Source organism: Pseudorhodobacter sp. (assembly GCF_030452865.1).
GTDB lineage: Bacteria > Pseudomonadota > Alphaproteobacteria > Rhodobacterales > Rhodobacteraceae > Pseudorhodobacter.
The window spans coordinates 1-13,411 of record NZ_JAKDLJ010000056.1 but is presented as its reverse complement, the minus strand read 5'-3'; the positions used below and the strand labels follow the sequence as shown (position 1 = coordinate 13,411).

The window sequence follows — 13,411 nt, the reverse complement described above, 5'->3', positions numbered from 1 at the left end:
CGCCAAGGAAAACGGCCATAGAACCCGAGCCCGGAATGCCGAACAACATCGTCGGCAGCAGCGCACCGCCTTGCATCGCGTTATTGGCACTTTCGGGTGCGATCACACCGCGAATGTCGCCTTTGCCGAAATGCGGGTTGTCTTTGGTGGTTTGCACGGCATGGCCATAGGCAATCCAATCGACGACCGAGCCGCCGAGACCGGGAATAGCGCCGATCAAGCAGCCAAATCCGGAACAGCGGATCGACAGAAACAAGTTCGCCCACCAATCGCGCAAGCCTTGCAACCAACCGCTGCCCAGCACATTCCCTTCGGCGATTGAACTGTTTTTACGCAACAGGTCCGAAATTTCAGGAATTGCGAACAGGCCAAGGCCAATGATGACCAGCGGGATACCGTCATACAGGTATTCCGTGCCAAAAATCATCCGAAATTCGCCCGTTGCGGGGGCCGCCCCCATAGAACCAATCAGCAACCCGATTGCAGCAGCCGCAAGCCCTTTGGGCAGGCTGCGTCCGGCCAGAACAGCCACCATTGACAGGCCGAACAGGGCCAGCATGAACAATTCAGCCGAGCCGAACATCAAGATCAATGGCCGTGCGATCAACACAAAGAACGTCAGGATGACCGCGCCGACGATACCGCCGAATAACGAGGAAATGAACGCCGCCGATAGCGCCCGCGCCGCCTGCCCCTGTTTGGCCAGTGGAAAGCCATCAAGCACCGTAGCCTGACTGGCACTTGACCCCGGTATACCCATAAGGACCGACGCAAAGGTGTCGGATGTTGGAATAACGGCGACAAGGCCGATCAGCATCCCAAGCGCTGAAATTGGATCCATTCCATAGAGAAACGGCACCAACAGCGACAACCCGGCAATACCGCCAAGGCCGGGAATAACGCCAATCACCAACCCGACAGAAACGCCAAGCAACATATAAGCCAGATGCTGAAATGTCATCAGCGCGACAAGGGCAGACATAAGGGTATCGATCATGGCTGGACTCCTTTTCCCCCTTGCAAGGAGGTAAGACTTCAGGGAGATTCAGAGGGAATGTTGACCCGGAGCATCGAACGAAAAAAAGGCGCAGGCCCTTTCGGATCTGCGCCTTTGGGGCGGAGTTAATCGTCGCCCAGTTTCACACCATAATCAGCGGCCAGCATATCGACGACTTGCTTACGCAATTCCGGCGAAATGACAGTTCCCTTTTTGAATAGCGCGTCGGCGGCTTTGCCAGTTACCTGCTCATAAGTGCCCAAAACGGCCTCTTTGTTGGCTTGATAGTCCGGGTCTTCCTTCATTGCCACAACGGCCGCCTGATAGGCATCCACAATCTCTTGCGGCGTATCTTTTGGCAGGAACAGCATTTTCTGCGCAGGGAAGCCTGCGGTGAAGAAGGCAAAATAGGCGTCATACTCTGGACCAGATGGCGCATTGCCGGTCAAATTCTTATAGGCTTCGCCAAAATCTGGCAGGTCTGGGAAGGTTGGATCGCGGACCAAGTTGCCCTCGTCATCCAATACACCCCAACTGAACAGCGGCACAGCGGTGCCAGCCTCCACCAAAGGCTCCACGTTTTTGATATAGGCAGATGAGGTTTGGTAGTCGATATTCGTCTCGCCACGCTCAAACGCCAGACGGCCATCACCACGCCCTTTGAAGCCAAACACATGCTGGACATCCAGCCCCATCAGCTTGAACCCAAGCAATGGCACCAGATCCAGCGAGGTAGCACCTTGACTGGCGTAGATCAGCTTTTGGCCGACCAATTTCGCAATTTCATCCGTCTTGGTCACACCTGTCGAAGGCGAGGTGTAAACCACGCCACCCGTAGGCGCTGCCATGACGATCTTCCAGTCGGCATAGTCATAACGCACGCGCGGGTCGCCCAGCAGATAAGGAAACTGGGTAGAACCCGAAGTCCCCAGAATGGTCAAACCATCCGGCCTGGCGCGGGCTGCAAACAGGTTCGTCCCTTTGGTTGATCCGCCACCCGGTTCGTTCACCACAACAACGGTTGGGTTTCCCGGCAGGTATTTGCCCAACAAAGGCGCGTTAAATCGCGCCCAGGTGTCAGAGCCGCCACCTGCGGAAAACGGGATAATGAATTCGATGGTCTTGCCCGCGAATGACACCTCGGCTGCGGCTGGCACGGCAAAGCTAACAGCGGCTGCGGCACCAAGCGCCAAACCAAGCGCGCGTCGACGGGTCGTGTTGATAAATCCTGGCATGTACGGTCCTCCCTGACCTTAATTCTCTTGATAGACAGAATGCCAAAGCACTCTAACGCCCGTCAATTGTAAAAGCATCTGCCGTATCGCGACCCACCCGGTCATACGGCTTGATGAACCGCACAATAAAGGTGCATCCTGTCGAAAACCTGTCAGGTTCCAAAAATGCGCATCGTTCTTGTTGAAGATAATGTCAGCCTTGCCCATGGAATAGAAAATGCTCTCAAGGATCAGGGCCATGCCGTGGATTGGCTGTCGGATGGGGCCGAAGGTGCGGCGTTTCTGACCACGGAAAGTGCTGATCTGGCTATCATAGATGTCAACCTTCCGGGCTTGTCCGGCTTTGAAATCGTGCGTCATATTCGCAGCGCAGGGCACGCGGTTCCCGTCCTTATGTTGACGGCCCGCAGCGAACTTGTCGACAGGATCGAAGGGCTGGATGCTGGCGCCGATGATTATTTGGTCAAACCGTTCGAGATGGCCGAGCTTTGCGCCCGCATCCGTGCCCTCGCCCGCCGCCAGCCTAATCTGCAAAAAGGCAACCTGCAAATCGGCGCACTGCGTTTTGACCGCACGTCTCGGCTGCTGTCCGGCCCGAATGGCCCGATTGATCTGCCACGCAGAGAACTGGCCCTGTTCGAATGCCTCGTCGATCACAGCGGACGCATTGTCTCCAAGGATCGGATTGCCGACACGCTTTACGGTGTTGGGTCGGATGTAGAGGCAAACGCAGTGGAACTGCTGATCTCGCGCTTGCGCCGCAAACTTGCGGGGGCCGGCGTGACAATCCGCACCGCGCGCGGCCTTGGATATCTGATGGATGATGCGCCGGAATGAAGCATTGGTCGTTACGCAGCCGCCTGTTCGTGCTGATCATCTTTCCGTTGATCATCGTGGCTTGCTGCGCCGGTGCCGTACGTTTTGTCATGGCCGAACACATGTCGCAACGTCTTTACGACAACACTTTGCTGGCGGTTGCCCTGACTATTTCGCGTGACGTTGTGCTCAGCGAAGGGGATGTTCTTACGGAAAATTTGCTCGAATCTTTGACCAATGCCTTGGGTGATCCTGTCTATTATCGCATTGCAGGGCCGGAGGGGCGCTTCGTAACCGGATATTCCGAGGCCCCGCCCCTGCCCAGGGATGCCAAGGTTTTATCAGGCGTGCCGTATTTTTATGATACCATTAACTTAGGTCGCCGCGTGCGGGCCGTGACGCTGCGTGAGTTCATCGCCGAGCCACAATTTGGCGGCTGGGTTACGGTTGATGTCTGGCAAACGGTAAAGCAGCGCGATGCGTTCAGCCTGGAACTCCTCTCACAATCCATTGTCCTTATGGCCGCGGTCTTGGTCGCTGCGGGGCTGCTGGTTTGGTTCAGCATCAATCTTGGCCTGCGCCCGCTTTTGCAATTGCGAGAGGCGATCGCCCTGCGGTCATCAAATGATCTGGGACCGATCCGGCGCAAAGTGCCCAAGGAAGTCCGCAATCTGGTGGGGGCGATGAATGCGCTTTTTGGCCGTCTTGCCGAAGCTTTTGACCTGCGCGATGCGTTTATTTCAGATGCCGCCCACCAGTTGCGTAACCCCATCGCCGCGATCCAGGCCCAGGCCGAGGCGGCCACAACCGCCCCCGATGAGGCCGAGTTGCGCGCCCGTGTCGCCGTCCTTGCCGAAACCGCGCGAGCGACGGGCCGGCTGACACAACAGCTTTTGTCAATGGAAAAAGCCCAAGGGCGGAGAGGATTGGACACAAGGAGCGAGGTTGATTTGGTTGCGCTTTTGAAAGAGCGGTGCCTGCCTCTCGCCGAAACCTGCATGCGCAAAGGCTGCGATGTTTCCTTTGATGTCAACGGCGCACCCGTGTTGGTTTCAATCGACGAGATCATGATGTCAGAGGCGATTGAAAACCTGCTGGACAACGCCGTGCGCTACGGCTGCGTTGATGGCGGCGAAATTTCAGTGCGCCTGACCTTTGCCCAGGATCATGTAATCATTCGGGTTCAGGATTCTGGCCCAGGCATCCCGGCAGACGCGCGGGAGCGGCTTTTTGATCGATTCTATCGGGTGCAAGATGATGCATCCGGTGGCTGCGGCCTTGGTCTCGCCATCGTTCGCGATGTGGCCATTGGTCATCGCGGCCAAGTCCACATCGTTGATAGCGAAATCGGCGCGGTCTTTGAAATGCGAATTCCAATTGCGACGTAGAGAGCCAAAAAGCCGCCGCCTTCAGCGGGCTGTATCAGAAAGAAGGCGTCAATCCCTAAATTTAACCGCCAGGGACTCGCATCGTGCCTCCATGCTATCGGTGCCGACTGCACCTTGTCGATCATGACGCCGCCGTGAGAGGCCGGCGTCGCTACCCTGCCGCAGGTAGAGTGGTTGAGTTAACGCTCGCCGCGCCGATAGGGCTGCATGAGCGCCTCGGGCACGCGGGCACGGCGGGCCACAAGGATCAGCGCAACGATCGACAGCACATAGGGTGCCATCAGAAACAGCTGATAAGGTACGCCACTGACCGAGGTTTGCAGCCTGAGCTGAAAAGCGTCAAACAGCGCGAACAAGAGCGCCCCCAGCAGCGCCTTACCCGGCCGCCACGAGGCAAAGATCACCAGCGCGATGCAGATCCAGCCGCGACCCTGTACCATGGTCGGGAAAAAGCTGTTGAACGCAGCCATGGTCAGAAAGGCTCCGCCCAGCGCCATAAGCCCCGATCCGACCATCACGGCACCGATGCGGATCGCAATCGGATTCAGACCCTGCGCCTCAACCGCATGGGGATTCTCCCCGCACATCCGCAGCGCCAGACCGAGGGGTGTGCGGTTCAACACCCAAGCGGTAACGCCGACCAGCGCCAGCGCCAGATAGGTGGGGGCCGATTGGCTGAACACCGCTTCTCCGAAAAATGGCAGCGATGACAGGCCCGGAATCTTCAGCGGCTGGAACGGCTGGATCGTCGGCGGCAGATCACCGACCTGCACCCAGAGGCGGTATAGGTAATAGGCCAGGGAGGAGCCGAACAGCGTGATCCCCAACCCCGAGACATGCTGCGACAGCCCCAGAACCACCGTCAACAGCGCATGCAAAAGCCCCAATATCAGCCCCACCAGCGCCGCGATCAACAGCCCCGTCCACAGCCCAGCACCCCAATAGACCGCCAGCCATCCGGCCATGGCACCCATCGTCATGATCCCCTCAATCCCAAGGTTCAGCACGCCTGCGCGTTCGCACAGCAGCGCACCGAGGACGCCAAAAATCAGCGGCGTGGCAATCCGCAAGACGGCGGCCCACAGGCTGGCATTGGTCAGGATATCGAATGTTTCGTTCATCGGCGCAGCCTGTATGTGGTAAATAATAGGGCCGTCAGCATGGTCAGGAACGACACCGACACAATCACATCGGCAATGAAGGACGGCACGCCGGTCGCCCTGCTCATTGAGTCTGCACCAACAAAGACGGTGGCGACAAAGATCGCGGCGGCGACAACACCCATCGGATGCAGTGCCGCCAGCATGGCGACCACAATCCCGGCATAGCCAAAGCCGGGCGACATCGTGGTGGTGACATATCCCGTTGGCCCAAGTACCTCGATGGTGCCGGCCAATGCGGCCAACCCGCCTGAGAGTGCCGCCACTTTGACCAGCGTGGCGGTCAAAGGCACCCCGGCAAAGGCGGCGGCGCGCGGGTTCAACCCAGCCGCCCGCGTCTCGGCCCCGAAGACCGTGCGCGCCTGCAAGAGCCAGACCAGGGCCGCCACGACAACGGCGATGATCAGCCCGACATGCAGCCGCGACCGTGGCACCAGATCAGGCAGCCTTAGCCCCGCCGCCACCGGCACCGATTGCGGCCAGCCAAAGGCCATCGGGTCTTTCAGCGGCCCCTCGACCATCAGGCCAACGAACAGAATGACGATGAAGTTCAACAGAAGCGTCGTCACCACCTCGTCAATGCCGAAACGCAGCCGCATCAGCGCGGGGACAACCAGCAGTACAGCCCCGGCGGCCATGCTGGCCGCCATCAAAACCGCAATCGCCAAGGGCATCGGCAGGCCAGAAAGCAGGTTGTGACCCAAGCCCGCCGTGACCAGCGCGCCGATGTAAAACTGCCCCTCACCGCCGATGTTCCACAGTCGCGCGCGAAACGCCACGGCGGCGGCAAGCCCCGTCAGCATCAGCGGAACAGCGCGGGTGAGGGTCTCGGTGATTGCCAACCGTGAGCCAAAAGCACCTTTCAGCATCTGCGCATAAGCGGTCGGCGGGTTCACCCCGGCCATGGCGATTAGCCCGGCGCAGAGCACCAACGTCACCGCCACGGCCGCAAAAGGCGCGATGGCCAACGCGGGCAATGACACGTCTTGGCGTCGTTCAAACCGCATCACGCACCTCCCAGACCCCGGCCATCATCAACCCCAGCGTGCGCGCATCAGCCTCATCCGCCGTGACCGGCTCGGACAGGCGCCCCTTGACGATGGCCTGAATGCGGTCTGACAAGCCCACCGCCTCATCCAGATCTTCCGAGATCAACAGGATTGCCGCGCCTGCGGCCCGCGCCGCCAAAAGGTCGGCATGAACGGCGGCAATGGCACCTTCGTCCAGACCGCGCGTTGGCTGGTTGGCCAACAGGAACCGTGGGCGCGCTGCCAGATTGCGACCCAGGATCAGCTTTTGCATATTGCCGCCAGACAGCAGCCGGGTGCGGGTGTCCGGCGCTGCGCCGCGAATATCAAAGCGGCGGATAAGCTCTGCCGCATGGGCGCGGGCGGCACTGCGGCGCACAAAACCGCGAGAGGAAAAGGCCGGATCACGCAACCGCTCTAGCACCGCATTTTCCCAAACCGACAGATCGCCCACTGCGCCTTCGGCGTTGCGGTCCTCGGGCACGCGCCCCATGCCAAGGCTGATCGCTTGTCGCGGGGTCAGGCGGCTGATGTCGCGCCCCTCCAGCGTCAACGATCCGGCAGCGGGCCGCGCCAAGCCCGAAAGCACCCGCCCCAGCGTGGCCTGCCCATTGCCAGAGACGCCGACGATACCCAGAATTTCGCCCTGATGCACCTCAAAATCCACATCGGTCAGCGTCTTGCCCTGCCCTTCGGCGACACTCAGCCCCCGTGCAATCAAGACCGGCGCGCCGATGGCATGGACGGCACGCTTTGGCCGGGTGACGCTGCGGCCCACCATCAACTCGGCCAATTCCGCCGGACTGGTCTGGGGCGTTCGCCGTTCGGCAACCACACGACCGCCACGCAGCACGGTGACGCGATCGGACGCCGCCATCACCTCATGCAGTTTGTGGCTGATGAAGATGATCGACAAACCGCCCGCCGTCATGCCGCGCAAGATGCGAAACAACTGTTCGGCCTCAGGGGCGGCCAGGACGGCGGTCGGCTCATCAAGAATCAAGATGGAAGCATCGCGGTACAGCGCCTTCAGGATTTCCACGCGCTGGCGTTCACCCACCGACAGATCGCCAATCCGCGCGGTGGGATCTACCGGCAGGCCAAAAGTCTGCGAAAGGGCGCGGATGCGGGCCGTGGCCGCTTTGCGGTGGCTGTCCATGCGCCACAGCGATTCAGAACCAATCACGATATTGTCGGTGACGGTCAGGTTTGCCGCCAGTGTGAAATGCTGATGCACCATGCCGACGCCCGCGGCGATGGCGGCGCGCGGCTGGCCCGAGGGCAAGGTGTGACCGTTCACCCGCACCTCCCCCGAATCGGAGGCATAATGGCCGAAAAGGATGTTCATCAACGTGGTCTTGCCCGCACCGTTTTCACCCAATAGCGCCAGAATCTCTCCCTTTTTCAGGTGCAGAGAAATGTCATCATTCGCCACCAGCGGGCCGAACCGTTTGGTGATGCCGGTCAGTTCCAGAATGATCTCGGTCATGGGTGGCCCGCGATGGTAAAGGGGTAGGCAACCGGCGGGCGGGTGGCCAGCAGGCGTTCGCCCAAGGCAAGCAACGCGCGGTCGCTGCCCATACGGCCCAACAACTGGATGCCGATGGGCCGCCCGGCGGTGTCGGTGCCAAAGGGCAGCGCCAGCGAGGGGCATCCGGCGACATTGGCCAGCGCGGCATTGGGAGCCGTCGCCTCCATCAGCGCGAAATGCGCGGTGGGGTCGGGCGCGGTGAAATCGAACGCATCCGGCGCGGGCGGTGGTCCGGCCAGAACCGGCATCACCAACACGTCGATATCGGCAAAAACATGCCAGAGCGCATGCGAAATCAACGCCAACTCACGACTGGCGTTGAACAACGCCGGCGCGGGCATCGCATACCCCTCAGCAGCGATGGCAGCGGCCAGGGGCGAGAGGTCGGTGCCGCGCAGACCCACGGCGGCGGTCCAATCCGCCAGCGAGGCGGTCAGGATGGTGCGCGCCACAACGGCGGCGCGCAGGCCCAGATCATCGGGCGCAGGGATCTCATGCACCGCACAGCCCACATTGGCCAAGACATCGGCGGCGGCGCGGACCGTGGCCGCAGCCTCGGCCCCAACGCGGGGTGAGACCGCCAGCGCCACTCGGATGGGCGCCGCAAAACCCGCATCAACAGGGTCGGCCCCCGGCCCCTCGGCCAGACCGGCGGCCAGATCAAACGCGCAGCGCACATCACGGACCGACCGCGCCAACACCAGTTCAGACGCCAACCCCATCAGATGATTGCCGAAATCCGGCCCCTGCGGTACAGCCCCGCGCGACGGCTTCAGCCCGACCAGGCCACAGGCCGCCGCAGGCACCCGGATAGAGCCTGCCGCATCGGTGGCATGGGCAATCGCCACGATCCCAGCCGCCACCGCCGCAGCCGCCCCGCCCGAAGACCCACCAGGCGACAGCGCGGGGTCAAAGGGGTTGCGCGCCGCGCCCGAGGTCAGCGCCAGCCCGAATTCCGGCACCGTGGTCAGGCCAAAAGGCACCAGCCCGGCCCGGCGAAACCGGGTGAACAGCGCAGAATCCGCGCCACCCGCCCCGGCCAACCGACGCAAGGTCGCATTGCCCGCGCCAACGGGCAGCCCCGCCGCCGCCGATCCCAGATCCTTGCCCGCAAAGGGCACCCCGGCGAACGGCCCCTGCCCCTGCGTAGCCGATGCAGCCCCGGCACGACCCAAGGCAGCATCCACCACACAGAACGCCCCCAGATCGGCCCGCGCCGCCGCCGCCGCCAGCGCCGCCTCCATCACCTCGGGCGCGGTGACCCGGCCCGAGGCAATGGCAGCGGCAAGCGAGGTTGCGTCCTGCACCTGCACTCAGGCAGGCTCGGTCGCGTCAATCGGCACCTCAAACGTGCCTGCAGCAATGGCGGCGCGCTTTTCCTCCATCGGCCCAACCAGTTCGGCAGGCACTTCATCAGCCACAAAGATCAGCTCATTTCCACCGTATTTCATGAAGGAATACTCGGTGTAATCGCGCCCGACCGGCTTGGCCGCCGCGATGTCGGTCACAATCGCCTCAACCGTGGGGCGGAAGTTCCAGATCGCATTGGCAAAGACCGTGCCGGGATAGCGCGGCGAATAGTCGATCAGCGATCCGATGGCTTTGACCCCGCGCTCTTTCGCCCCGTCCGCCGTGCCGATTCGTTCGCCAAACAGGATGTCGGCCCCGGCGTCGATCTGGGCAATCGCCGCTTCCTTCGCCTTGGCCGGATCGAAAAACGCCCCGATAAAGCCGTTCAGGAATTTTGCATCGGGGTTCACCTCCAGCACGCCCTTGCGGTAGCCGTTGATCAACAGGTTCACCTCCGGGATCGGGTAGGCGCCAACCGAGCCGAAGATGTTGCTTTGCGACATCTTACCCGCCAGCATACCCGCCAAATAGGCCGCCTCATGGTTGCGGGTGCCGAAAACACCAAAATTCTCGCCTTCAGGTCCGCCAGATGAGCCCATAAGAAAGGCCACATCGGGGTAGTCGCCGGCCACAGCGCGGGCCTCGTTCTCAACCGCAAAGGATTCGCCTAAAACCAATTGCGCCCCGCCTTCGGCATATTCACGCATCGCGCGCGGATAGTCGGTAGCGGCAACGCTTTCGGAAAACTCATAAGAAATCAGCCCATCGGCAGCAGCAGCCTGCAAGGCGGCGTGGATGCGGGAATTCCACGCATTTTCAACGGGTGAGGCATGGATACCCGCCACCTTGATCGGCCCTTCGGCACGGGCATGGCGGGCATAGAACGGCAGCGCCAGTGTGGCGGCGGTTCCGATCAGCAACTGACGGCGAGAGGTCTTCAGACGCATGGCAGCGGTCCTTTCTTTGGGGTTCAGATCAATCAATCTTCGGCAATCGGGGCATAAGCAGCAGGGTCCAGCATGGCGGGGCGTCCGGGCAGCGAGAGTTGCGCCAACCGGGGCGCCGTTTCCGACAGTACCCGGCCATTGCGCACAACAAACAGGCGGGTGGCGCGCATCCGCACCGCCTCGATCCGGTCGCGGGCCTGTAGCACCACCAGACTGGCCGGGCCACCCACGCGCAGGGTGGGGTCAGGCAGGCCCATCGCCGCAGCCCCGCCCAGCGTGACGGAATTGAATGCCCAAGCCATTGCATCGCGTGAGGTCATCGGCACGGCGTGAATGCCCATATGCGCCACCTCCAGCATGTCGGCTGAGCCGAGCGAATACCATGGGTCCATCGTGCAATCCTGCCCGAAGGCGACGTTCACCCCCGCCTCACGCAATTCCGGCACACGGGTCAGACCGCGACGGCGCGGATAGGTGTCGGACCGGCCCTGAAGGGTGATGTTGATCAGGGGGTTGGGCACAATGTGCAACGCGGCCTCGGCGATCAGCGGGATCAGCTTGGACGCATAGTAATTGTCCATCGAATGCATCGAGGTGCAGTGCGATCCGACCACCCGGCCCTGCAGTCCCAGACGCATCGTCTCGGCCGCCAGGGTTTCGATATGGCGCGACATCGGATCATCGCTTTCGTCGCAATGCAGATCGACCGGCAGTCCGCGATCCGCCGCGATTTCGCACAGCCGACGCACCGAGTCGGCCCCCGCCTGCATGGTGCGTTCAAAATGCGGGATGCCGCCGACCACATCGACGCCCATGTCCAGAGCGCGCAACAGATTGGCCTCAGCGGTGGGGCTGCGAAACAATCCGTCCTGTGGAAACGCCACCAGTTGCAGGTCAATATAGGGGGCCACCCGTCGGCGCACCTCAATCAGCGCCTCGGTCGCCGTCAGCGCGTCATCGCAGACATCGACGTGGCTGCGGATCGCCAGCAACCCTTGCGACACGGCAAGATCGCAATAGCGCAACGCGCGTTCCATCACCGCCTCGGGCGTCAACAAGGGCTTCAATTCGCCCCAAAGGGCGATGCCCTCCAGAAGTGTGCCTGACTGGTTCAGCCGTGGCAGACCCAAACTGAGGGTGGCATCCATATGGAAATGCGGATCGACGAAGGGCGGTGCCACCAGATGCCCAGCGGCGTCGATTTCCCGGATGGCGGTCGCGTCAATTCTGGGGGCGATCTCGACAATCGTGCCACCACGAACTGCTACATCTACGAGGCCCTTCACGCCCACCAGATGCGCCGCGCGCACCACCAAATCCAACATGATCCCCCCAGTGTAACTTTGCACACTCTCACATCAGTTGTTGCGGGTTGTCACCAGTGATGCAAGCTTTTTTCCAACCATTCAAAAATCGGGCGGATGAATTGAAATCGAGGGTCTGGACCCATTGATATTGCGCCTGTAGTGCGATTCAGGCTCCGCGAGGAGACTGGACAATCAGCAACCTTTTCTGGCTGACCGAGGCGCAAATGGCCCGCCTTCACCCCTTCTTTCCCAAGAGCCATGGAAAGCCCCGCGTTGATGATCGACGGGTCCTGAGCGCCATAATCTTCATCAATCGCAATGGATTGCGGTGGTCTGATGCGCCCTCGATGGGGGCGGAATTTTAAAGTGTTGGGCGCACTGGACAATCCGATAGATTTCCAAATTTCACCTTGAACTGAAGCAGCCAAGACAAGAACCACACCTTTGATGTTTGCCTACAAAATGGGCGCCATGCCGATCTCTGGAACCCGAGGATGTTAGAAGTAGCTCAACACTTTGGGATATTCATTGCTTGGCTCGCGCCGCGGCGAATGCATCGTCCTCGTCGATGAACGCCGAACGCGGTGTTTCCATCCGGGCGCGGATGTCCTGCGTAAGGGCGTCAAGCGCCACATCGCGTTCCTGTTCGTCCTGAATCATCTGCTCCAGCGCGACCGCGACGCTCTGGGTCGCGAACACGCCTTGCCCCACCTTTTTCACGAGGAAGTGGGGATGGCGGTCGGTAAAGCTGAGCGTGGTTTTGACGGTCATCCGCGCCTCAATGGTATGACTTGGTAACATACCAGCCGCGGGCGATGGTTTCAACGGTGGCTTGATGCGGCACTGCTGCCGATCCTGATCCTGATCCTGATCAAACGCAAAAGCTCCCAGGATTTCAGCGAGATACGAAAAACACGGGTTCAGTGTTGACTCGTTTTTCGCAGGAACCCTACACAAGTGATACGGTTGAAAATAATCTGAGGTCTGTGTCCGGCTCTGTCGACGGCGTGAATGCCCCTCACCTCGGCATCTGCCGCGTCGTTCGGCGAGAAGGCGATTCACCGGATCGTCTTCTTTTCCGCCTCGCTCTGGCGCGTGACGAAAGGCTTGACGTAGGACGGTGTGATCAATCGCACGTCATGCCCCAGCTTGCCGATCTCGCCCCGTCAGAAATGAGCGCCGCCCCAGGCTTGCATCGCGACAACGCAAGGCAGCAACTGCCCGAAGGACTCCAACACCTGCGTTCGGCTCAGCTAGGTGCGCAGCACCGCACGCCCCGCACCGTCTGCTCCCCGAACCTGAAACACATTCTTCACCAGCCTGTCAGCGATTGCTACGCATTCGCCTTTCAGCCAACGGATCGGGTCCGACCGTGATGCTCCCCGACATGACCACTCCCCTTTGTGGACCCTCGCAGACCCACCGGGGCACACAGATGTCATCGGGGGGCGGTTACATCGTCAGAGCCAGCCACTTGTAAAGGTGGCCAAATTCCAAGGTCGGACGCAGCAGGATGCAGGGATCGAGAGTCATGGTGAAACAACCAAGTGCATCAGCAAGTGATTTCGGAATCCTCGGCCTTCAGACGCCCTACCCTGCCTCAACGTGGTTTTGCGCGCTGAATCATACCGAACAGATCGCGCGGATCGTCC

Annotated in this window: 11 protein-coding genes and 2 pseudogenes; 3 read left to right on the top strand and 10 right to left on the bottom strand. The window is 61.0% G+C overall.

Annotated elements, in window-relative coordinates; translation table 11 throughout:
• Both L0H65_RS05470 and L0H65_RS05465 read right to left on the bottom strand, forming a co-directional pair.
• On the bottom strand, window positions 1-997 hold a 997-nt coding region (locus tag L0H65_RS05470; RefSeq protein ID WP_301457826.1), incomplete at its 3' end, for a tripartite tricarboxylate transporter permease.
• 125 nt (window positions 998-1,122) lie between these two features.
• On the bottom strand, window positions 1,123-2,232 hold the full coding sequence (locus L0H65_RS05465; RefSeq protein WP_301457825.1) for a tripartite tricarboxylate transporter substrate binding protein: 1,110 nt from the start codon (window positions 2,230-2,232) through the stop codon (window positions 1,123-1,125).
• A 165-nt stretch (window positions 2,233-2,397) separates the two neighbouring features.
• Between L0H65_RS05465 and L0H65_RS05460 the strand changes: the two genes are divergently transcribed.
• Entirely contained in the window at window positions 2,398-3,069 is a 672-nt protein-coding gene (locus tag L0H65_RS05460) for a response regulator transcription factor (RefSeq protein ID WP_301457824.1), read from the top strand.
• Window positions 3,066-4,436, top strand: coding sequence for a sensor histidine kinase (locus L0H65_RS05455; RefSeq protein WP_301457823.1), 1,371 nt, complete (start codon window positions 3,066-3,068; stop codon window positions 4,434-4,436). Before L0H65_RS05460 ends, L0H65_RS05455 begins: the two co-directional genes overlap by 4 nt.
• 179 nt (window positions 4,437-4,615) lie before the next feature.
• Here the strand turns inward: L0H65_RS05455 and L0H65_RS05450 are convergent, their stop codons facing one another.
• Genes L0H65_RS05450 through L0H65_RS05425 form a run of 6 tightly spaced genes read right to left on the bottom strand, consistent with a single transcriptional unit; the run spans window position 4,616 to window position 11,777 of the window.
• The gene (locus tag L0H65_RS05450) at window positions 4,616-5,557 is read right to left on the bottom strand and encodes an ABC transporter permease (RefSeq protein ID WP_301457822.1); all 942 of its coding nucleotides are present in this window, start codon (window positions 5,555-5,557) and stop codon (window positions 4,616-4,618) included.
• On the bottom strand, window positions 5,554-6,603 hold the full coding sequence (locus tag L0H65_RS05445; RefSeq protein ID WP_301457821.1) for an ABC transporter permease: 1,050 nt from the start codon (window positions 6,601-6,603) through the stop codon (window positions 5,554-5,556). The genes L0H65_RS05450 and L0H65_RS05445 overlap by 4 nt, the downstream gene beginning before the upstream one ends.
• Complete coding sequence (locus tag L0H65_RS05440) at window positions 6,593-8,113, bottom strand: ABC transporter ATP-binding protein (protein WP_301457820.1); 1,521 nt, start codon at window positions 8,111-8,113, stop codon at window positions 6,593-6,595. Before L0H65_RS05440 ends, L0H65_RS05445 begins: the two co-directional genes overlap by 11 nt.
• Window positions 8,110-9,462 carry an amidase gene (locus L0H65_RS05435; RefSeq protein ID WP_301457819.1) on the bottom strand — a complete coding sequence of 451 codons (1,353 nt, stop codon included), beginning with the start codon at window positions 9,460-9,462 and terminating at the stop codon, window positions 8,110-8,112. The genes L0H65_RS05440 and L0H65_RS05435 overlap by 4 nt, the downstream gene beginning before the upstream one ends.
• A 6-nt stretch (window positions 9,463-9,468) precedes the next feature.
• Window positions 9,469-10,452, bottom strand: coding sequence for a BMP family protein (locus L0H65_RS05430; protein WP_301457818.1), 984 nt, complete (start codon window positions 10,450-10,452; stop codon window positions 9,469-9,471).
• Between the two features lie 32 nt (window positions 10,453-10,484).
• Entirely contained in the window at window positions 10,485-11,777 is a 1,293-nt protein-coding gene (locus tag L0H65_RS05425; protein ID WP_301457817.1) for an amidohydrolase family protein, read from the bottom strand.
• A 173-nt stretch (window positions 11,778-11,950) separates the two neighbouring features.
• On the opposite strand from L0H65_RS05425, the pseudogene L0H65_RS05420 reads away from it, so the two are divergent.
• A pseudogene (locus L0H65_RS05420) lies at window positions 11,951-12,103 on the top strand (transposase); the annotation flags it as partial.
• A gap of 181 nt (window positions 12,104-12,284) precedes the next feature.
• Here L0H65_RS05420 and L0H65_RS05415 read toward each other — a convergent pair.
• Together L0H65_RS05415 and L0H65_RS05410 are read right to left on the bottom strand one after the other, a co-directional pair.
• Window positions 12,285-12,530 (bottom strand): hypothetical protein, encoded by a 246-nt coding sequence (locus L0H65_RS05415; protein ID WP_301457816.1) that lies wholly within the window; start codon window positions 12,528-12,530, stop codon window positions 12,285-12,287.
• 317 nt (window positions 12,531-12,847) lie between these two features.
• Window positions 12,848-13,090: pseudogene (locus tag L0H65_RS05410) on the bottom strand (IS110 family transposase); the annotation flags it as partial.
• Between the last annotated feature and the right edge of the window lie 321 nt (window positions 13,091-13,411).

Coding starts and splice junctions, on each gene's coding strand:
- L0H65_RS05465 (WP_301457825.1), bottom strand. CDS start 2,232: ATGCCAGGATTTATCAACACGACCCGTCGACGCGCGCTTGGTTTGGCG.
- L0H65_RS05460 (WP_301457824.1), top strand. CDS start 2,398: ATGCGCATCGTTCTTGTTGAAGATAATGTCAGCCTTGCCCATGGAATA.
- L0H65_RS05455 (WP_301457823.1), top strand. CDS start 3,066: ATGAAGCATTGGTCGTTACGCAGCCGCCTGTTCGTGCTGATCATCTTT.
- L0H65_RS05450 (WP_301457822.1), bottom strand. CDS start 5,557: ATGAACGAAACATTCGATATCCTGACCAATGCCAGCCTGTGGGCCGCC.
- L0H65_RS05445 (WP_301457821.1), bottom strand. CDS start 6,603: ATGCGGTTTGAACGACGCCAAGACGTGTCATTGCCCGCGTTGGCCATC.
- L0H65_RS05440 (WP_301457820.1), bottom strand. CDS start 8,113: ATGACCGAGATCATTCTGGAACTGACCGGCATCACCAAACGGTTCGGC.
- L0H65_RS05430 (WP_301457818.1), bottom strand. CDS start 10,452: ATGCGTCTGAAGACCTCTCGCCGTCAGTTGCTGATCGGAACCGCCGCC.
- L0H65_RS05425 (WP_301457817.1), bottom strand. CDS start 11,777: ATGTTGGATTTGGTGGTGCGCGCGGCGCATCTGGTGGGCGTGAAGGGC.
- L0H65_RS05415 (WP_301457816.1), bottom strand. CDS start 12,530: ATGACCGTCAAAACCACGCTCAGCTTTACCGACCGCCATCCCCACTTC.